The organism is Streptomyces rectiviolaceus, from assembly GCF_039533825.1.
GTDB lineage: Bacteria > Actinomycetota > Actinomycetes > Streptomycetales > Streptomycetaceae > Streptomyces > Streptomyces rectiviolaceus.
In genome coordinates this window covers 52,303-70,217 of record NZ_BAAAUG010000013.1, presented here as the reverse complement: position 1 = coordinate 70,217, position 17,915 = coordinate 52,303, and the positions used below count along the sequence as shown (strand labels likewise).

The following is a 17,915-nucleotide window of genomic DNA, read 5'->3' as shown; positions in this document are numbered from 1 at the left end:
GGGGCTGACGCTGCACGTTGGACAGCACGAGGAAGCAACCGGTCGCGCCGTGTTGATCGTGGCCCTCTGGTCTCGATCGAGCGATCAGCAGAAGGGGCGCGGAACGTCGACTCCGCTCTTGGGGGCGCGGGAGCGGCACAGCAACCAGCAAGTGCGCGGACTCCCACGCGGCCGCACCGTCGGTCTGCACCGCTTACGGGGCGAGCGGCTCGACGTCCTGTGGCCAGCCAGCTCCGATCGCGACGACGGGCAGCACGTCGATGGCGGGCACGTTGTGAACCGGTGCAGGGTAGGTAGCGCCTGAGCACAGCATCTGTGGCGTCAGTCGCGTCGCCGGCGGGCACGCAGGGCGGCCCATTGGCGCATGCGTTCGCCGATCTGAGCTTCGTAGCCGTTGCGGGTGGGCCGGTAGTAGGTCTCGCGGTCCATGGCGTCGGGAAAGTAGTCGGCGCCGGAGAAGCCCTCGGTGGTGTCCGGGTCGTACTGGTAGTCCTTGCCGTAGCCGAGGTCCTTCATCAGCCTGGTCGGGGCATTGAGGATGTGGGCGGGTGGCATGAGTGAGCCGGTGCGGCGGGCGGCGCGGTGTGCGGCGTTGAAGCCGCGGTAGACGGCGATGGACTTGGGGGCGGTGGCGAGGTAGACCACGGCCTGGGCGATCGCCAACTCGCCCTCGGGGGAGCCGAGTCGCTCGTACACGTCCCAGGCGGCAAGCGTCTGCTGGATGGCGTGCGGGTCGGCGATGCCGATGTCCTCGCTTGCGAAGCGGACCAGGCGGCGGGCCACGAACAGGGGGTCCTCGCCGCCGTCGAGCATGCGGGCGAGCCAGTACAGGGCCGCGTCCGGGTCGGAGCCGCGCATCGATTTGTGGAGCGCGGAGATCAGGTTGTAGTGGCCCTCTTGCGCCTTGTCGTACAGCGGGGCGCGCTGCTGGATGTGGTGGGCGAGCGCGGCGGTGTCCAGGGGAGTGTCGGGGTCCGGGAGGGCGTGGAGCTGTTCGGCCATGTTGAGGAGGTAGCGGCCGTCGCCGTCGGCCATGGCGATCAGGGCGTGGCGGGCGTCGTCGTCCACGGGCAGTCGGTGGCCGGTGAGGTCCTCGGCGCGGTCGAGGAGCGTGGACAGTGCGGCTTCGTCGAGGCGTTTGAGGACGAGGACCTGGGTCCGGGAGAGGAGGGCGCCGTTGAGTTCGAAGCTCGGGTTCTCGGTGGTGGCGCCGATCAGGGTGATCGTGCCGTCCTCGACGTAGGGCAGGAAGCTGTCCTGCTGGGCGCGGTTGAAGCGGTGGATCTCGTCGACGAACAGCAGGGTGCTCTGGCCGATGGTGCGCCGGCTGCGGGCGGCGGCGAAGACCTTGCGCAGGTCGGCCACTCCGGAGAAGGTGGCCGACACCGGTTCGAAGGCCAGGTTGCTGCCGTCCGCGAGGAGGCGGGCGATAGTCGTCTTGCCCACGCCGGGCGGCCCCCAGAGGATGGCGGAGCCGAGGCGCTGCTGGGCGACCATGCGGCCCAGCGGGGCGTCCGGGGCCAGAAGGTGGTCCTGTCCGACGACGTCTTCCAGTTGGGTGGGGCGCAGGCGGTCGGCGAGTGGCCGGGCGGGCTCCTCGCCGAAGAGCGGCAGGGTCGGTTCCATGAGTCTCTCGGTCGGTGGCGAAGGCACGGGGCGTCGGCTCAGCCGCTGGTGGGCGCGCTGAGGGTGCTCATCGGGGGCCGGGGCGATCGCGTCGTGGCAACCCCTCGACGACCAGGTCGTAGGACTCCTCGACCACGTCGGTGATCAGCCGCTTGGTGATGCCGGGTCCCGGCCCGAGCGTGATCCAGTGTCGTTTGTCGAGGTAGCGGCCCGGTGTGATCGAGGCGTGGGCCTGCACGTGGGCGCGGGCGTGTTCGGGGTCGCACTTGACCGTGATGATCTGCTCGTCCGGGTCGTCGGTGACGATGAGGAACACCCTGCCTGCGACCTTGTACACGTCGAGCTGGGGGGTGAAGGGGTGTCCGTGGCTGACGCGGGACAGGGCCGACGCCGTCTGGCGGGCGGTGTCCTGGAGCTGGTCGCCGGCCGCGCTCACGAGGTTGCCCGTGTGCTGCTGCCGAAGGTGTGGGGGCCGACGGGCTGCTTGGCCTTGGGCAGGTGGGCGACGACGAGCCGGTAGGAGTCGGTGACGAGTTCCTTGACCAACTCCTTGTCGACACCTTCCCCGGCCTCCAGCGTGATCCAGTGCTTCTTGTTCATGTGGTAGCCGGGGGTGATACGGCTGTACTGCTCCCGCAGGGCATGGGCCTCGCCTGGGTCCGACTTGAGGATCACGACAGGACGCCCCGGGACCGCGGTCATCAGCATGAACACCTTGCCGCGCACCTTGAAGACCTCCCAGTCGTCCCCGAATGGATGCCCCAGCTCGGCTCCGGGGAGCTCCTCGGCGCAGTCGGCGGCGGTCTTGTGCAGGGCCGTTCCGTTCACGGGGCGTTGCCTTCCTCACGAGGTGGTTGCGGCGGCACACCCCATCCTTCCCGAGAAGCCGACAAATGGGGCCGTAGGCTGCGGACACGTGATGGTCGACAAGCGACACCCCAGCCCGAGCGGACCGGCCGGACCGGCCGAGGTCCCGCTGTATGGTTTCCAGCCCCCGGTCGGCACCCCGTACGGCCTAGAGGTGAGTACCGTCGAGGACTTCTTCGCCGAGCACGATGACTGGCCGTGGAAGCCGCCTCGTCCGGGCCGGGCCACCTTCCACTACCTCATCGCCGTGACCGAGGGCGAGTTGCGGCACGACGTCGACCATCTCACGCGGACTGTCGTCCCAGGCCAGTGGCTGTGGGTGCGTCCCGGACACACGCAGTGCTGGCATCCGCCCGGCGCCGCCCGCGGCACCTTCGTCCTGTTCGAACCGGATGTACTGCGGCCTGACCTAGCCCGCCTGCTGGCCCCGCTCACTGCGCACGACGCCCCTGCTGTGCTGAGCCCGCAGCCCGACGACGCCGCTTGGCTCCACCAGACGGCACTCCAACTCCTGGACGAACATCGCGCACTGGGGCGCCGACCCCTCGACGTCCACCACGCCCTGCGGCGCAGCCTGCTCGAATCACTGCTGCTGCGCCTTGCAGGCGCCCCCCGGATCACCCTCGCCGACACGAGTGCCGGCACCGTCCGTGGTGACACCTACGGACGGTTCACGGACGCCCTGGAGCTGCGCTTCCGCGAACTACACCGGGCCGCGGACTACGCGGAGTTGCTCGGCTGCTCGGTCCGCACCCTCAGCCGCGCTGCCCGGGAAGTCACCGGCAAGGGAGTGCGCGAGCTCATCGACGAGCGGCGCCTCCTCGAAGCCCGGCGCTTGCTGGGCGGTGCGCAGTGGGACGCCCGTTCCGTGGCCGGCCACCTCGGTTTCACGGATCCCGCGAACTTCGGCCGCTTCTTCCGCGACCGCACCGGTCTCACCCCGGCCGCCTTCGCGGCCCGGGATGCAACACGCGCGTAGCTGTGCCGTGTCAGTGCGTGATCTGACGGAGAGCAGGGCGGTTCGGAGCTCAGCCGGCGGTGAAGGCGTCCGGCTGAGCTCCGGGCAACGGCTTGCTCGCTGAACCCTTGGGGAAGAGCTCCTTGATCCGCTCCAGGTCGCTGAGGGTCAGACCCAGTTGGGGGCATGCTCTTCGGCGTAGCGGGCGCCGAATCCGCCGTTCGGGAGGATCTCGCGGATCGCGGCGAGATCGGCCTCGGTGAGGGCGATGTCGGCGGCGCGGGCGTTCTCTTCCATGCGGGCGGCGCTGCGGGTGCCCGGGATCGGGACGATCTGGTCGCCCTGGGCGAGCAGCCAGGCCAGGGCGAGCTGGGAGACGGTGATGCCCTTGGCGGTGGCCAGCTGGCCGAGCCGGTCCACGGCGTCCACGTTCTTCTCGAAGTTGCCGGGCTGCCAGCGCGGGTCGGAGTTGCGCATGTCGGTGACGTCGTACTGTCCCGCGGGCTTCGCGGTACCGGTGATGAAGCCGCGGCCGAGGGGCGAATAGGGAACAAAGCCGACGCCAAGCTCCTTCAGGAGCGGGAAGAGCTGCTCGACCTCGCGCTCGAAGAGCGAGTATTCGGTCTGCAGGACCGAGACCGGCTGGACGGCGTGCGCCTTGCGGATCGTCTCCGGGCCCGCCTCGCTCAGGCCGAAGTACTTAACCTTGCCCGCGTCAATCAGCTCCTTCACCGTCCCCGCGACCTCTTCGATCGGCACGTCCGGGTCGACACGGTGCTGATAGAAGACGTCGATCTGGTCGACGCCCAGGTAGCGCAGGCTGTTGTCGGCGACCTTGCGGATGTTGTCGGGGCGGCTGTTGAGGGCACCGAATCCCTGGGACAGGTCGGACAGATCGAAACCGAACTTGGTGGCCAGAACCACCTCGTCGCGGAAGTCCTTGACCGCCTTGCCGACCAGGATCTCGTTGGAGCCGGTGCCGAAGCCGTAGAGCTCGGCGGTGTCGAAGAAGGTGACGCCCAGGTCGTGGGCGCGGCGGATGGCGGCGATACCCGCCTCCTCGTCGCCGGGGCCGTAGGCCATGGTCAGGCCCATCGATCCGTAGCCGATCGCCGAGGCGGTCAGGCCCTGGGTGCCGAGTGTCCTGTGCTGCATGCGCATCTCCTCACATCAAACCAAACGGTTCTGTTTGAATCGTACGCCAGTCTCCCTTCAGCGACAAACCAAACGGTTTGGTCGGACGGTTTGGAGGCGTGGCTCCTCAACCGGCGCAGAATCGGTCTGTAACCGCATCGTGAGCGCAGCCAAGGCCGAGTTCTCCCTGCGAGGGATCGCCGGGGCTGATCATCGAGTAAGCATGAAGAAGCCGGGGGCGGCACCGCTGCCGCTCATCGTCTTCCTGGGAGCGGCCGCCTGCGCCACACTCACCCCTCGGTGGTGGGGCCTGGCTCGCGGGCCTGCTGGAGCCCACTGAGGTGCGTGCGAGCCGGGTTTTTCGGAGTTCGGTCTGAGGCTCAGCGTGGGCGGGGGAATAGGTGCTCGACGGCGGCGACCAGGGCTGCGCGACGTGCGCCGACGGAGGTGTCCGCGGCCAGCTTGGCCGCGGCGGCGCCGATCTCCGGCTGACCTGCCCAGGTGGTGGCGATCTGATTGATCAGGGCGAGCACGTCGACCGGATCCCAGGCGGGGTCGATCAGGCCGGCGCGCTGCGCGGCGCGGAGCTGTTCGACCTTGCCGGTGATGGTGGTCAGCATGGGGTCAGCTGTGTCGCTGTCGGCTTCGCCGTCGGTGAGTTCGAGGCGGCCCCAGGCGATGAGCCGATAGTGGTCCGGGTGGGCCGTGAAGTGGTCGAAGAGGATGCCGGCGTAGCCGGGCAGGTCCGCCGGGTCCATGCGGGTGGCCTCGATGAGCGCGGCCGTTTCGTGCCCGGCGATGTGGTGGTAGAGGGCCTCTTTGCTGCTGAAGTAGGCGTATACCCGTTCCTTGCTGGTCCGCGCCTGCTTGGCGAGGCGGTCCACTCGGGCGCCGGCGATGCCGTACCGGGCGAACTCGTCCTTCGCTGCGGCGAGGATCCGCTGCCTGGTATCGGCGGTCGAGGAGTTCGAGGTCTTACGGGAGACGGCGGAGCGAGGCATAGGTACACGATAGACGGCCAAACCGTTCGGTTTGCCGGCCCTGCAGTCAGATCTTCCCTCGGGGGCGGGCGACCTGGAAACGCGGAACGGCCACGAACCCGGCGCGGTCAGGCCGGTGCGGGATGGTCGGTGCTTCTTCAGTCGTCGAGGAGCACCACGTGCTTGCCGGGCGTCGTACCGGACTCGACGTCAGCCTGGGCGTCACGTACCTGCTCAAGACCGGGGTAGGTCTTGGCGACCGGGGTCTTGAGCCGGCCGTCGGTGATCGCCTGGAGCTGTTGCTGGAACACCTGGGGCGGCAGGTCGGCTGCCTCGCCCGCGTAGCTGGTCAGCTGCACCCCGCTGGGGATCATGAACGGGGTGAAGTCGGGAATGGACCAGCCGCCGGCCAGAGCGCCGGTGAAGCAGACGGTGCCGTGCACCCGTACGCATCCGAAGGTGTCCGGCAGGGCGGTGCAGCCCACCAGTTCCAGCGCCGCGTCGACACCCTGCGGTACCAGGTCGCGGACCTTGTCGGCGATCCGCCCGTCGTCCACGACCGGGTGGTCGACGCCCATCGCCCGCAGGTCGTCGCCGCGGTCGGCGTTGCGGGTGGTGGAGATGACGGTGGCGCCGATCTCCTTGGCCATCGTCGCCGCGCTCAGCCCGACGGTGGAGGTGCCGCCGCGGATCAGCAGCGTCGGCCCCACCTTGAGGTCCAGGCCACGGGTCAGCGATCCGTAGGCGGTCTGGAACACCTCCGGCAGGGCGCCGACAACGTCCCACGGCAGACCGGTCTCGAACGGGATGACCTGCCCGGCAGGGACGGTCACGTACTGGGCGTAGGCGCCGTCGTAGGAGCGGCCCATGTTGCCCATCATGGTCGCGACCTGCTGGCCCGGCTGCAGCCCGCTGTCCTCGTCGGCCTCATCGACCACGCCAACGCCCTCGATGCCGGGGATACGCGGGTAGGTGACCTCCGCGTCCGACTCGCCCTTGCGGGTGGTGACCTCGGACTCGTTGACGCCGAACGCCTTGACCTTGATCCGTACCCAGCCGGGCTTGCGGGCGGGCACCGGAACGTCCTTGATCTCCAGTGCGTCGAGGCCGCCGGGGTGGGTGACGACGACGGCCCGCATGGTTGCTGGTGCGGAGTCGCCAGCTGCTGTCGGTTGGCTCATGCCGAGTTCCTTACTCTGTCTGTCTCCTGCGCTGTTCCGTATCGCCCGCCGTCTGTCAGGGGCGGTCGATGCCCTCCCACAGGTCGAGGGCCGCCTCGTAATGGGCAGTGACCTCGAAGGGCGGGTTGCCGACGCTTTCCGAGGTGGGCCGGTCCGTGACCGCAGGCCGCGGACGGGACTGCTCGCCGGTGGCGAAGTCGAGCACGATGTCGCGGATACGCGTGTCACGCTCGGCCTGCTCCGCGCTGCGACCCGGTTGTTCCTGGCCGACCAGGCCGTACATCTCGGTGCCGTGGTACGCGGGCGCACCCTCGGCGGGCCCGATCATCAGGAGACGGGCGTTGCCGCCCGCGGCGGCGTGCGCCAGGGCACCGCGGGCCGCGGGGAGCGCGAAGAGGTAGTCCGCCATGAGTGCGGCGCGGACCTCGACCGGCGTACGGCCGCCCTGGCCGTAGGCATCGACGACCTTCTGGGCGCGCGAGCGGGAAATGCGCCACGTCGCGACCTCGTCGGTGACGGCGTCAAGGGTGTGCGGGTCGAACCGGTCGAGGTCGTTCGCCACCCACCAGCCCATGTCGTCGCTGGCCATGCTCAGCAGCACGTCGACATCGCGGTGTGCGCCCGATCGGCCTGCTGCGGCTCGGTGATGATGCCGACGGCGGCGGTGGGGATTCCGGCCTGGTTGCGGGCCTGGTCTGCGAAGGGAACCTGATAGTTCGGCCCGGCGACGATCTTCGCGTCGCGGACCATGCCGCCGCTGGATACGTCGAGCAGGTCGACGCCGCGGGCTGTCAGTTCCTTGGCGAGGCGGACGGTGTCCTCCCCGGTCCAGCCCTCGCGGGTGTCCTCGGGGTTTTCGGTCAGCCAGTCGGTGGCCGAGGTGCGGAAGAAGACCGGCAGGTCCTCGGGCCAAACGGCGCGGACGGCGTCGACGACCTCCAGGGCGAAGCGGATGCGGTTCTCGAAGCTGCCGCCATAGGCGTCGGTGCGCTGGTTGGACGCAGGGGAGAGGAAGGAGTTGATCAGGTAGCCGTGGGCGCCATGCACCTCGACCACCTGGAACCCGGCGGCCAGCGCGCGCCGAGCGGAGTCGGCGAAGTCGCGTACGAGCTGGTGGATCTCGTCGACGGTCAGCTCGTGCGGGACGGCGAGTCCGTCGTAGGCGACCGGGCTGGGGGCGACGGGCTGCCAGCCGTTCTCGTCCTCGGCCAGGTAGCGGTCGGACAGCCAGGGCTTGTCCACCGACGCCTTACGCCTGGCGTGGGTGAGCTGGATGGCCGGGGCGGCGCCGTGGGCCTTGATGGCCTCGGGGATGCGGGTGAACGCCTCCTGCTGGCGGTCGTTCCACAGACCTAGGTCCCACGGGCTGATGCGCCCGTCGGGACGGACGCCGGTGGCCTCGGCCATGACCAGACCGGCGCCGCCGGCAGCGCGCGAGGCCAGGTGGGTGAGGTGGAAGTCGGTCGGCGCCCCTGTGTCCGGGGCGGCATGGTGACCGCCGTCCAGGCGGGTACGGCGCGGGATCTGACCACGGTTGGGCTCTCCGAACCCGACTACGAGGTGCTCAGCACACTGTCGGAGCGGCCCGAACACACCAGCACCCTGCGTGAACAGGCCGCCAAGATGGACTGGTCGCGCAGTCGGCTGTCCCGGCACGCCACTCGCATGGAAGTGCGCGGTCTCGTCCGGCGTGCGCCCGACCCGGCGGACGGCAGAGGTTGCCTCCTGATCCTCACCGACACGGCCTGGACACGCTCAAGGGCGCCGCCCCCACCCACGTCGCGTCGGTGCGGCGCCATTTCGTCGATCGGCTCACGTCCGAGGATCTCGCTGCCCTGGAACACGTCGCCGCGAAGCTGGACGGGAACGCGGGAGGCGGAACCGACGAGGCGCCACACCCCTGACCGTTCGCGGCGGCATCGGGGTCAGGGCCAACCTGTCGAAGGCGGCTTCCGCACGGCCGACTTCACCCCGGCTGACGCTCGGCCGTGGTGCTCCACGGCCACGTCGTGAGGGTGGTGCGCATCAGTCGCGCCGCCGTGGACAGACGGCTTCCCGACCTGCTGTACAGCGTGAGCGTGCGGCGGCAGGACGGGGCGTCGACGGCGATCCAGGCGACCGGTGTGCCCGTGTCGGACGTACGGGCCACGGCGGGGATGAGGGTGAGGCCCACTCCGGCGCCGACCAGGGCGGCCGTGGCGGCCGGTTCCTCCCCTTCGCAGACGATGCGCGGGGTGAGGTTGGCGGCGGCGAAGAGGTGGTCGAGCAGGCGGCGTTGCCAGTGGCCGGGGCGGGAGATGACGAACGGCTCGTCGCGCAGCTCCTCGACCGCGACCGAGGCGCGGGCGGCGAGGGGATGGCCGGGCGGGGCGGCGAGCCACACCGGCTCATCGTGCAGGTGGACGCTCTCCAGGCCGTCGCCCGGGATCGGCTGGGAGGCCACGCACAGATCGACCTCGCGGGCGTGCAGCGCGCGGTGCATCTCCGCTGCCGCCATCTGGTGGAGCTGGATGTCGATGTCCGGGTGGGCCTGCTTGTATGCCCCCAGCGGGCCGGTGACCGTCAGGAACGTCTCGGAGGCCAGCCGCACGCCGCCGATCCCCTCGCGGGTGGCCGCGGCCACCGCGCGCCGGCCCTCCTCCAGCTCGCCGAGGGCCCGTTCGACGTGGTCGCGGAAGAGCCTGCCGGACTCGTTGAGCCGCAGCCGCCCGCCGCGGTCGAAGAGCGGGGCGCCGAGCTCCGCCTCGAGGCGGGCGATGGTGCGGCTCAACGACGGCTGGGCCACGCGGAGTTGTTCCGCGGCCCGGCTGAGGTGCTCCAGGCGTGCGATCACCAGGAATTGCCGGAGTGCGTGCAGGTCCATGTCCGCTCCCTCCCCGCAGGGCACATAACCCTGGGACTATAGCGAGTTAGCAATATTGATCTTTGACGTGATGCCTCACCGAGCATGACCGTGGAGGCATGACCAGCACTCACGAATCAACTGCGGCGCGCGATACGCGTACTGGCGTCGCGGGCGGGCTGTTCCGGGCCTCGGTGGCGCTGCACACCGTGGTGGCCTTCGGCCAGCCGGTGTTCGCCGGAGTCTTTCTGACCGGGGACATCGACGGCCTCGAACTGCATGCCAGGGGCGCCGATGTGGTCTTCGCGCTGGGCCTGGCGCAAGCCGTCGCGGGCGTCGTCCTCTCCGTACGGACGCGCTGGTGGTGGCCGGCGTCGGCGTCGCTGCTGCTGGTGGTGGCGGAGTCGGTGCAGTACATGGCGGGCATGGATGGCGCGCTGTGGCTGCACCTGCCGCTCGGGGTGGCGGTCATCGCGGCGCTGGTGGTGCTCTTCGCCGTGGTGTGGACGCGGCCGCTGCCCGGCCGGGTGCGGTCCGATGGCTGAGCCCCGCACGCGGCCCTCGCGGCGTCAGGTGCTCGCAGTCGGCGGGGCGCTGGGGCTGCTGTCCGGGGGCGGTCTTGGACTCTCCGGCGCGCTCGCCCACCGCCCCGCGCATACCGGCGGAGTGCTGCGCAGCGCGGGGCCGGGGCCGGAGCCGTACACCGTGCCGCTGCCGGTCCCGCCGGTGCTGAGCCCGGCCGCCGGCCGGTACGAGATCACCCAGCGCGAGGCGAGCGCGGAGATCCTGCCCGGGACGCGGACCAGGCTGTGGACGTACAACGGGACCTTCCCAGGACCGACGATCGAGTCCCGCCGTGGCCGTACGGTCCGCGTGGTGCACCGCAACGAGCTGCCGGTGCCGACTGCGGTGCACCTGCACGGCGGCCGCACGCCGGCGGACTCGGACGGCTACCCGACCGACCTGAACCTGCCGGCCGACTGGCCGCGCGAGCACCACGGCGCCGGGCACGCGATGGCCGATCCGCGCGCCGTGACCAGCCGGGTCACCCGGGAGTACGTCTTCCCCAACGACCAGCGCGCCACCATGCTCTGGTACCACGACCACCGGATGGACTTCACCGCCCCGGCGATCTGGCGCGGCCTCGCCGGCCTGCACATCGTCCGCGACGACGTCGAGGACGCCCTGGACCTCCCCGGCGGCGAGCGCGAGCTGCCGCTGCTGCTCTGCGACCGGTCCTTCGACGCGGACGGCGCGCTGCGCTACCCCGCCCTCGATCCGGCGCTGCGCGATCGCCCGGGGGTGCGCGGCCCGTACGCGGCCGGGGTGCTCGGGGACGTCATCCTGGTCAACGGCGCTCCCTGGCCGGTGCACGAGGCGGACGCCGCCCGCTACCGGCTGCGGCTGCTCAACGGCTCGAACGCCCGCCACTACGACCTCGAAGTCGTCACCGACGACGGCCGCCGCCTCGACCTGGTGCAAGTCGGCTCCGACCAGGGCCTGCTGGCCGGCCCCGTCACCCACACCCGGCTGCCGATCGCACCGGCGGAACGCTACGACGTGGTGGTCGACTTCGGCGGCCTGAAGCCCGGCACCCGGGTGCGGTTGCGCAACCGGCTGGGCAGCGGGCGCACCCGCGAGGTGCTGGCCTTCCGTATCGCGCGGCAGGCGAAGGACGCCAGCCGCATACCCAGGCGGCTCGCCACCGACCTGCCGGTCTGGCGTCGCTCGCAGGCGACCGCGGTCCGCGAGTTCGCCTTCCGGGCCGGGCACATGCAGCACGGCCGCGGCTGGCTGATCGGCGGGCGGGCCTTCGATCCCGGGCGTACGGACGTGTCCACCCGGCTCGGTGCGGTCGAGGTGTGGCGGTTCGTCGCCGACGTCCACCACCCGATCCACTTGCACCTGGTGGGTTTCCGCGTGCTCTCCCGCGGCGGTGGCCCGCCGCTGCCGCAGGACGCGGGGCTGAAGGACACCGTTTCGCTGCGGCCCGGCGAGTCGGCCGAGATCATCACACGCTTCGACGGCTACCGGGGCCGCTACCTCTTCCACTGCCACAACGCCGAGCACGAGGACATGGGAATGATGGCGAACCTCGAAATCACCTGACATCAGCGGATAACAGGCACCGACCACCGACCACCGCCTACGAACGGATCCCTGCACCATGCCGACGAACCACGGAATCGCGATCATCGGCGCCGGCCTCGCCGCCGCCAAGGCCGCCGAGGCCCTGCGCCTGACCCACGGATACGACGGCCCGGTGACCCTGATCGGCGACGAAGCCCACGCCCCGTACGAGCGACCGGCGCTCTCCAAGGGCTACTTGCTCGGCACCGCGGACGCCGCCGGACTCGACGTCCACCCGGTCGGCTTCTACCGCGACCAGGACATCACCCTGCTCCTCGGCGAGACCGCCACCGACCTCGACCTCGAGGCCCGCAGACTCCGCACAGGCACCGGCACAGACCTGGCCTTCGACCAGGTGGTCATCGCCACCGGGGCACGGGCGCGACGGCTCGGCGTACCCGGCGCCGACCTGCCCGGCGTCCACTACCTGCGCAGTCGCGACGACAGCGACCGGCTGCGGGCGGCGCTGCGGTCCGCCGCCGACGTGGTCATTGTCGGTGCCGGCTGGCTCGGCTCCGAACTCGCCGCGGCGGCCCGCGCTCTGGGCCGTACCACCACCGTCATCGACCCACTTCCCACCCCGCTCTACGCGGTGCTGGGCCCCGAGATCGGCGGCCTCTTCGCCCAACGCCACCGCGACCACGGCGTCGACCTGCGCTGCGGCGAGAGCGTGGAGGCCCTCCTCGGCGCCGATGCGGTCGAAGCCGTCCGTACCACCACGGGCGACACCATCCCCGCCGACCTGGTCATCGTCGGCATCGGCGCGATCCCCAACACCGAGCTCGCCGAACGGGCAGGGCTGAAGACCGACTCCGGCATCCTCGTCGATGCCGACCTGCGTACCTCCTGCCCGGCGGCCTTCGCCGCGGGCGACGTCGCCCGCCAGCGCCATCCGCGCCACCTCAACCCCGTACGGGTCGAGCACTGGGACAACGCCATCGTCCACGGCACGGCCGCAGCGGCTTCGCTGACCGGCACGTCGGCGGCCGTCGACGCCGTGCCGTACTTCTTCTCGACCCAGTACGCCTCGACCCTTGAATACGTCGGTCACCCCCTCCGCTGGGACCGCGTCATCACCCGCGGCACACCCGACTCCCCCGGCTTCACGGCCTTCTGGCTGGACGGTGAGGTCCCCGTCGCCGCGATGACGCTGGACAACTGGGGCGCGGCAGAACACCTGCGCGCCCTGGTCGCCGCCGCCCGGCCCGTGGACGCCGACCGGCTGGGAGATCCAGGCGTCCCCCTGCCGGACCTGGCCCGCCCGGCAGCTTGACCGCCCGCCCCCGGAGCAGTGCGGCCGGTTCGACAGCGCGCGTTGCGAGACCACCGGCTATGTGAGGTCTTCCGCCGCGGTGCGCCCGGCCTCGGCGAGGCGCTGGAGGAGCTCGGCGAAGCGTTCGAGTTCGGCGTCCGGGTAGTCATCACAGATCCGGTCCACGGACGCGGCCATCCCGGCGAAGTGCTTGAGCAGCTCGGCGTTGCGTTCGCGCAGCGCCCGGACAAGGGACCCCCGGCGGTCCGCGGGGTCCGGTTCGCGGGCGATCCAACCGGCGCGTTCGAGCCGGTCGAGGACGCCGGTCATGGTGGCGGCGTGCAAACCGGCGCGCCTGGCAAGGGCGCCAGGGCTCAGCGGCCCGTGGGCGTTGATGAGGTCGAGGCAGTCCATGTCCACATCCTTGAGGCCGACCCGGGCGCCGACCTGCCGGTTGAGCAGGGTGAGCTGTGCGTCCAGCTCGCGCAGCCCCTGCTTGACCCCGGCGGTCGCGCGGCTGCGGCTGCGGCTGCGGCCTTCGGGCCCGGCCGGCCCGGACGATCCTGCCGACCCACCTGCTACGGGATTCATAATGTACGGGCTCCAAAATAAAGTGTTACGGTTCTCGTATCTTACGGCACTCGGACTACTGAGCCGGACAGACTCGACAGAAAGGCACCGTCATGTTCACAGTGATCGGAGCGACCGGCCACGTCGGGCGCGAAGCCGTGCGGCTGCTGCTGGAGAGAGGTCAGGAGGTGGCTGCCGTGTCCCGTAGCGACCGCCCCTCCGCAGTCCTGCCGGACGGCGCGCACGCCGTGTGCGGCGACCCCTCCCGCCCCGCATCCCTGGCCTCGGCCCTCCCCGACCGCATCGAAGCGCTGCTGCTCGGCCCGCGTCCGGTAGGCACCGCAGGCGCCGAGTTGCTGTCCCTGGCAGCCGAGCGAGGAGCCAAGCGGGTTGTGGCGCTGTCGGCCTTGACCGTGGAACAGCCCGTCGGTCACCCGCGGTTCATCGAGGAGTTCCGGGCGTTCGAAGACGTGGTGCGCGCCTCCGGGCTGCCGTGGACGGTCCTGCGGTGCGCCGACTTCGCCGCCAACTCCCTGGCCTGGGCTCCACAGATCCGCGCGAGCGGCGCGGTGCACGGCGCCTACGCCGCGGCTGCCACGTCGCCGGTCCACCCGCGCGACATCGCCGAGGTGGCCGTACGCGCGCTCACCGGCCCCGGACACACGGGGCAGGCCCTCGCGCTGACCGGGCCCCGGTCCCTCGACCAGCGGGACAAGGTCCGGATCATCGGCGAGACCATCGACCGCGAGCTGGCCTTCCACGAGGTCGACCCCGAGCAGGTCCGCCGCACGATGCTCGCCCAAGGGCTGCCCGCCGACGTCTCCGAACGGCTGCTCGGCTCGCTGGCCGACTACGCCAAGACGCCCGGCCGCACCTACGACACCGTGGAACGGATCCTGGGTCGGCCGGCACTGGGATACGCGCTGTGGGCGTCCGAGAACGCCGCCGCCTTCACCGGCACGGGCGGGCAGTAGCCTGCCCGAACCCCCACCACCGGCGTACGACCTGCCGGCGACGAGGGTGGGGAGCCAGGGGCTCGGGTTCCGGTAGAACGTCGCGTGAGCAACGCCGAGTCACCTCTCGACGTTGCCCACCGTGGCGTGTGGGCCGCCGGACTGGATCTCGCCTGAGGTCACGCCCCCATCTGACATTCCACGTGCCTGTCTCGTCGTAGTGCTGAAGCGCCAACGCCTTCAACCGGCAGAACGTCATCACGCGGCACCCCGCGGTCGGCGGCCGCCTGCCCCGCGCGTCCGCCCGCCCTGTCCTTCCGGTCCGACCCGGCGGCGCACAGCCGACCGGTCCACCGCCTCTTCCCTCCAGGAGCGACCCAGCATGTCGACGATCACCAACCTCAGCGAGCTGACCGGCCACTACGCCCTCGATCCCCGCCACACCCGGATCGGTTTCGTCGCACGGCACACGATGTCCACCAGGGTGCGCGGCCAGTTCGAGGAATTCGAGGGCGGTGCGTACCTCGACGGCGACGACCCCGCCAAGTCCCGCGCGCGGCTCACGATCCAGGCCACGAGCATCCAGACCGGCAACCGGCAGCGCGACGGCATGCTGCGGGACAAGTTCCTCGACGCGGACAACCATCCCACCCTCACCTTCACCTCGACCGGCCTCAACCAGGTCGACAAGAACAACTACCGGCTCTCCGGCGATCTCACCCTCCGCGGCCTGACCAGGTCCGTCACCGTGGACGTCGAGCTGACCGACGGCGGGAACGGGCTGAAGGGCGACTTCTACGCCGGCTTCAAGGCGAGCCTCACGCTCAACCGCAACGACTGGGGCGTGAACTGGAACGCCTTCACCGCGTTCACCCTCAGCCCGAAAGTGACGCTGGAGTGCGACGTCGTCGCGATCCGGCAGCACTGAGCCCTGCCACAACCCGGAAGAGGAGCCCGATGGTGACGCAACTGCGCGTCGTGACCCTGAACGTATGGAACACCCGGGGGGACGCCGCCTCGCGGACGGCACTGATCAACGCCGAACTGCGGCGGCTGGAGCCCGATCTCGTCGCCCTGCAGGAGGTCCTGCCGGAGCAACTGCCCGGCCTGATCGACGGAACCGGGCTGCACGGCACGCACCAGTCGCAGACGTCCGCGACGGCGCCGCCTCACGTGGACCGCTACGGCGGAACCGCGATCGCGACGCGGCAGCCGCACCGCGTCGTCGAGGTCCTCGACCAGCGCGGGCCGAACGCCCCCGACGTCCCGTGGCTCACGCTGGCGGCTCACGTGCCGGTGGAGCCGGTGGGCTCGCAGGCCGGGCCGGGGGACGTACTGTTCCTCGCGCCCACGACCTCGTTTCGGCTCGACGCGGAGGCCGAACGGGAGCGCCAGGTGCTGGCCCTGACCGATCTGGAGGCCCGGCACCGGACGGCCCTGCCCACGGTCATGGCCGGGGACTTCAACGCGGACTCCGACGCATCCAGCATCCGCTATCTGACCGGCCGGCAGTCCCTTTCCGGGCGCAGCACACACTTTCACGACGCTTGGGAGGTCGCGGGCTCCGGACCCGGAGACACCTGGTCCGCCGACAACCCGCTGGCGACCGAGGACATCGAGGCCCTGGTCCGCCAGCCCGACCACCGCCGCCGCCTCGACTACGTCTTCGTCGGCTCGCCGCACGCCCACCCGCTCGCCTTCGCCCGTGTGCGCGGGACTCGCCTCGCTTTCGACGAGCCGTCCGACGGCGTATGGGCGAGCGACCACTACGGCGTCGTCGCCGACCTGGAAGTGGGCTGGATCTCCGGTGAGTTCGCGAATTCCTGATATGTAGCGGGCCGTGCGTCGGGCAGGGCTGTTGCCTGGGGGACGCAGAGTGCGTCGGTCTGTCGGGAGGTGATCTGAGCAGATCCGCTTTGCGTTTCGCGGGAGGGGGTGTGAGGCAGCGCCCTGCAGGTTCAGCGGGAACGGGGGCGGATTTCAACAGGACTGTCACGGGGGCTGCTTGTTCCTTGACCTTGCCCTGGGGTGAAGGCCGACAGTGCGCATGGATCACATGAACGAACTGCGTGCGCGCCGGTTGCTCAACCACGCAATGAACGAGGGGGAATCCGTTGGACTCGCGCTGCGTCATTCTCGATATCGGTGGAGTGCTGGAGCTTACTCCCGAGACGGGGCGGGTTGGACGCTGGGAACAGAGGCTCGGGCTGTCGACGGGTGCTGTGCACGAGCGGCTGGGAGAGGTCTGGCAGGCGGGCAGTATCGGGGCGGTCAGCGAGCCTGAGGTGCAAGATCAGGTGGCTGATCGTCTCCGTCTCGACGCTGTTGACGTGGAAGCCTTCATGGCGGATCTGTGGGCCGAGTATTTGGGAACGCCGAACAATGAGCTGATCACGTATGTGCGGGGTCTGCGGTCGCGCTGCAGGCTGGGCATCCTGAGCAACAGCTTCGTCGGTGCCCGGGAGCGGGAGGTAGCCGCGTACCACTTTGACGAACTGGTCGAGCAGATCGTCTACTCCCACGAGATCGGCGTTTGCAAGCCCGACCCGCGCGCCTTCGAGGTGACCTGTGCCCGGCTGGGAGTGCGCCCGGAGGACTGTCTGTTCGTCGATGACGTCGCGGTCAACGTCGAGGTCGCCCAGGCAGTCGGCATGCAGGCGCATTTGTTCGAGGAGAACGCGGGGGCCATCGCGCGCATCGCGGACCATCTGAACGGGGAAATTCCGTTCTCCGGCTGACGCCGTTTGCCCAACAGCCCGGGCCGTGATCACGGGGGCGATGTCGGCGTCATTGAGGTGAGCATGTCGTGCAGCTCGGCGGGGTCGATCGCGGCCAGGAGCGTGATGAGGTTGTGGGTGTGGCGCATGGGCCGCGCGGTTGCTGGTACTGGAGTGCGACGCGGACGATGCGCCGGTCGAGTTTGTAGCGGGCGCTGAGCTGATGCCGGTGTGTGCCGTCCTGGTAGGCGTCAAACAGGAGCATGACGAGGTTGAGCCTGGTCGGGGCATCTGTGACCCGGCGGTCGAGCGCCGTGGAGAAGACGCAGGTCCGAGCCGGGTCGGAGTCAACGCGTCCCGGGGCATCGGGGAGTGCCCGTCGCAGGTTGGTGACGGGCCGTCCGGTGACCTGAGCCAGCAGGTCGAGGTCTGGGGTCCCGTAACTGCCGTGTCGGCAAAGGACCCTGAGCAGGTATTTGTAGGGCAGGTGGTTGGCGCGGGCGAGACGGCGGATGAAGGACTCGGTGCCCTCGCCGAGGCGGTGCCGGACCTGGATGGGCAGGCGGGTGAGCCGAGGGGGCTGAGGGCGGCTGTCCGCTCGGGGAGCGGTCACGGGCTGATCAGACCGTCGTGAGCGGGGACGTTGTCCCGTACGTCGTGTGTGGAGGGCGTACGCGGGCGTCGGCGGCGTCCGCTGCTGGACTG

At 70.4% G+C, this 17,915-nt stretch carries 18 protein-coding genes and 1 pseudogene; 9 read left to right on the top strand and 10 right to left on the bottom strand.

The features are described 5' to 3' along the window. Window positions 1–321: 321 nt before the first annotated feature. The 3 genes from ABD378_RS03080 to ABD378_RS03070 all read right to left on the bottom strand — a co-directional run bounded on the left by ABD378_RS03080 (window position 322) and on the right by ABD378_RS03070 (window position 2,454). A complete protein-coding gene (locus ABD378_RS03080; RefSeq protein WP_344518735.1) occupies window positions 322–1,626 on the bottom strand; it encodes a replication-associated recombination protein A in 1,305 nt (434 codons plus the stop codon). 67 nt (window positions 1,627–1,693) lie between these two features. After that, window positions 1,694–2,062, bottom strand: a complete 369-nt coding sequence (locus ABD378_RS03075; protein ID WP_344518734.1) for an MmcQ/YjbR family DNA-binding protein — start codon at window positions 2,060–2,062, stop codon at window positions 1,694–1,696. After that, window positions 2,059–2,454, bottom strand: a complete 396-nt coding sequence (locus ABD378_RS03070; RefSeq protein ID WP_344518732.1) for an MmcQ/YjbR family DNA-binding protein — start codon at window positions 2,452–2,454, stop codon at window positions 2,059–2,061. The genes ABD378_RS03075 and ABD378_RS03070 overlap by 4 nt, the downstream gene beginning before the upstream one ends. A gap of 88 nt (window positions 2,455–2,542) precedes the next feature. Between ABD378_RS03070 and ABD378_RS03065 the strand changes: the two genes are divergently transcribed. Then, entirely contained in the window at window positions 2,543–3,472 is a 930-nt protein-coding gene (locus ABD378_RS03065) for a helix-turn-helix domain-containing protein (RefSeq protein WP_344518731.1), read from the top strand. Between the two features lie 147 nt (window positions 3,473–3,619). Here ABD378_RS03065 and ABD378_RS03060 read toward each other — a convergent pair whose 3' ends face one another. The 5 genes from ABD378_RS03060 to ABD378_RS03040 all read right to left on the bottom strand — a co-directional run bounded on the left by ABD378_RS03060 (window position 3,620) and on the right by ABD378_RS03040 (window position 8,270). Then, window positions 3,620–4,606 carry an aldo/keto reductase gene (locus ABD378_RS03060; protein ID WP_344518730.1) on the bottom strand — a complete coding sequence of 329 codons (987 nt, stop codon included), beginning with the start codon at window positions 4,604–4,606 and terminating at the stop codon, window positions 3,620–3,622. A 359-nt stretch (window positions 4,607–4,965) separates the two neighbouring features. Further along, the gene (locus ABD378_RS03055; RefSeq protein WP_344518729.1) at window positions 4,966–5,586 is read right to left on the bottom strand and encodes a TetR family transcriptional regulator; all 621 of its coding nucleotides are present in this window, start codon (window positions 5,584–5,586) and stop codon (window positions 4,966–4,968) included. A gap of 137 nt (window positions 5,587–5,723) precedes the next feature. Further along, the gene (locus ABD378_RS03050) at window positions 5,724–6,746 is read right to left on the bottom strand and encodes an alcohol dehydrogenase catalytic domain-containing protein (RefSeq protein ID WP_344518727.1); all 1,023 of its coding nucleotides are present in this window, start codon (window positions 6,744–6,746) and stop codon (window positions 5,724–5,726) included. A 55-nt stretch (window positions 6,747–6,801) separates the two neighbouring features. Continuing rightward, window positions 6,802–7,335 (bottom strand): hypothetical protein, encoded by a 534-nt coding sequence (locus tag ABD378_RS03045; protein ID WP_344518726.1) that lies wholly within the window; start codon window positions 7,333–7,335, stop codon window positions 6,802–6,804. A gap of 2 nt (window positions 7,336–7,337) precedes the next feature. Continuing rightward, the gene (locus tag ABD378_RS03040; RefSeq protein ID WP_344518798.1) at window positions 7,338–8,270 is read right to left on the bottom strand and encodes an NADH:flavin oxidoreductase/NADH oxidase; all 933 of its coding nucleotides are present in this window, start codon (window positions 8,268–8,270) and stop codon (window positions 7,338–7,340) included. On the opposite strand from ABD378_RS03040, the pseudogene ABD378_RS03035 reads away from it, so the two are divergent. Beyond that, window positions 8,235–8,650, top strand: a pseudogene (locus ABD378_RS03035) (MarR family winged helix-turn-helix transcriptional regulator). The gene ABD378_RS03040 and the pseudogene ABD378_RS03035 overlap by 36 nt on opposite strands. Before the next feature lie 62 nt (window positions 8,651–8,712). Here the strand turns inward: ABD378_RS03035 and ABD378_RS03030 are convergent. Beyond that, complete coding sequence (locus tag ABD378_RS03030; protein ID WP_344518725.1) at window positions 8,713–9,609, bottom strand: LysR family transcriptional regulator; 897 nt, start codon at window positions 9,607–9,609, stop codon at window positions 8,713–8,715. Between the two features lie 98 nt (window positions 9,610–9,707). Here ABD378_RS03030 and ABD378_RS03025 point away from each other — a divergent pair, with 98 nt between their 5' ends. The 3 genes from ABD378_RS03025 to ABD378_RS03015 are packed head-to-tail and all read left to right on the top strand — an operon-like array spanning window position 9,708 to window position 12,991. Continuing rightward, window positions 9,708–10,133, top strand: a complete 426-nt coding sequence (locus ABD378_RS03025) for a hypothetical protein (RefSeq protein WP_344518724.1) — start codon at window positions 9,708–9,710, stop codon at window positions 10,131–10,133. Next, entirely contained in the window at window positions 10,126–11,697 is a 1,572-nt protein-coding gene (locus tag ABD378_RS03020; RefSeq protein WP_344518723.1) for a multicopper oxidase family protein, read from the top strand. Before ABD378_RS03025 ends, ABD378_RS03020 begins: the two co-directional genes overlap by 8 nt. 58 nt (window positions 11,698–11,755) lie before the next feature. Continuing rightward, a complete protein-coding gene (locus tag ABD378_RS03015; RefSeq protein ID WP_344518722.1) occupies window positions 11,756–12,991 on the top strand; it encodes an NAD(P)/FAD-dependent oxidoreductase in 1,236 nt (411 codons plus the stop codon). 57 nt (window positions 12,992–13,048) lie between these two features. Here the strand turns inward: ABD378_RS03015 and ABD378_RS03010 are convergent, their stop codons facing one another. Then, on the bottom strand, window positions 13,049–13,561 hold the full coding sequence (locus tag ABD378_RS03010; protein ID WP_344518721.1) for a MarR family winged helix-turn-helix transcriptional regulator: 513 nt from the start codon (window positions 13,559–13,561) through the stop codon (window positions 13,049–13,051). Between the two features lie 92 nt (window positions 13,562–13,653). On the opposite strand from ABD378_RS03010, the gene ABD378_RS03005 reads away from it, so the two are divergent. The 4 genes from ABD378_RS03005 (at window position 13,654) to ABD378_RS02990 (ending at window position 17,231) form a co-directional block, all read left to right on the top strand. Beyond that, on the top strand, window positions 13,654–14,514 hold the full coding sequence (locus ABD378_RS03005; protein WP_344518719.1) for an SDR family oxidoreductase: 861 nt from the start codon (window positions 13,654–13,656) through the stop codon (window positions 14,512–14,514). 361 nt (window positions 14,515–14,875) lie between these two features. Further along, entirely contained in the window at window positions 14,876–15,421 is a 546-nt protein-coding gene (locus ABD378_RS03000; protein WP_344518718.1) for a YceI family protein, read from the top strand. Window positions 15,422–15,450: 29 nt separating this feature from the next. Further along, window positions 15,451–16,320 (top strand): endonuclease/exonuclease/phosphatase family protein, encoded by an 870-nt coding sequence (locus ABD378_RS02995; protein WP_344518717.1) that lies wholly within the window; start codon window positions 15,451–15,453, stop codon window positions 16,318–16,320. A gap of 287 nt (window positions 16,321–16,607) precedes the next feature. Continuing rightward, on the top strand, window positions 16,608–17,231 hold the full coding sequence (locus ABD378_RS02990) for an HAD family hydrolase (protein WP_344518715.1): 624 nt from the start codon (window positions 16,608–16,610) through the stop codon (window positions 17,229–17,231). Window positions 17,232–17,915 lie beyond the last annotated feature (684 nt).

Bases quoted from the DNA above. Each gene is read 5' to 3' on its own strand.
- ABD378_RS03045 (WP_344518726.1), bottom strand. From the start codon at position 7,335: ATGGCCAGCGACGACATGGGCTGGTGGGTGGCGAACGACCTCGACCGG.
- ABD378_RS03060 (WP_344518730.1), bottom strand. From the start codon at position 4,606: ATGCAGCACAGGACACTCGGCACCCAGGGCCTGACCGCCTCGGCGATC.
- ABD378_RS02995 (WP_344518717.1), top strand. From the start codon at position 15,451: ATGGTGACGCAACTGCGCGTCGTGACCCTGAACGTATGGAACACCCGG.
- ABD378_RS03015 (WP_344518722.1), top strand. From the start codon at position 11,756: ATGCCGACGAACCACGGAATCGCGATCATCGGCGCCGGCCTCGCCGCC.
- ABD378_RS03020 (WP_344518723.1), top strand. From the start codon at position 10,126: ATGGCTGAGCCCCGCACGCGGCCCTCGCGGCGTCAGGTGCTCGCAGTC.
- ABD378_RS03005 (WP_344518719.1), top strand. From the start codon at position 13,654: ATGTTCACAGTGATCGGAGCGACCGGCCACGTCGGGCGCGAAGCCGTG.
- ABD378_RS03080 (WP_344518735.1), bottom strand. From the start codon at position 1,626: ATGGAACCGACCCTGCCGCTCTTCGGCGAGGAGCCCGCCCGGCCACTC.
- ABD378_RS03000 (WP_344518718.1), top strand. From the start codon at position 14,876: ATGTCGACGATCACCAACCTCAGCGAGCTGACCGGCCACTACGCCCTC.
- ABD378_RS03010 (WP_344518721.1), bottom strand. From the start codon at position 13,561: ATGAATCCCGTAGCAGGTGGGTCGGCAGGATCGTCCGGGCCGGCCGGG.
- ABD378_RS03050 (WP_344518727.1), bottom strand. From the start codon at position 6,746: ATGAGCCAACCGACAGCAGCTGGCGACTCCGCACCAGCAACCATGCGG.
- ABD378_RS03025 (WP_344518724.1), top strand. From the start codon at position 9,708: ATGACCAGCACTCACGAATCAACTGCGGCGCGCGATACGCGTACTGGC.
- ABD378_RS03055 (WP_344518729.1), bottom strand. From the start codon at position 5,586: ATGCCTCGCTCCGCCGTCTCCCGTAAGACCTCGAACTCCTCGACCGCC.
- ABD378_RS03030 (WP_344518725.1), bottom strand. From the start codon at position 9,609: ATGGACCTGCACGCACTCCGGCAATTCCTGGTGATCGCACGCCTGGAG.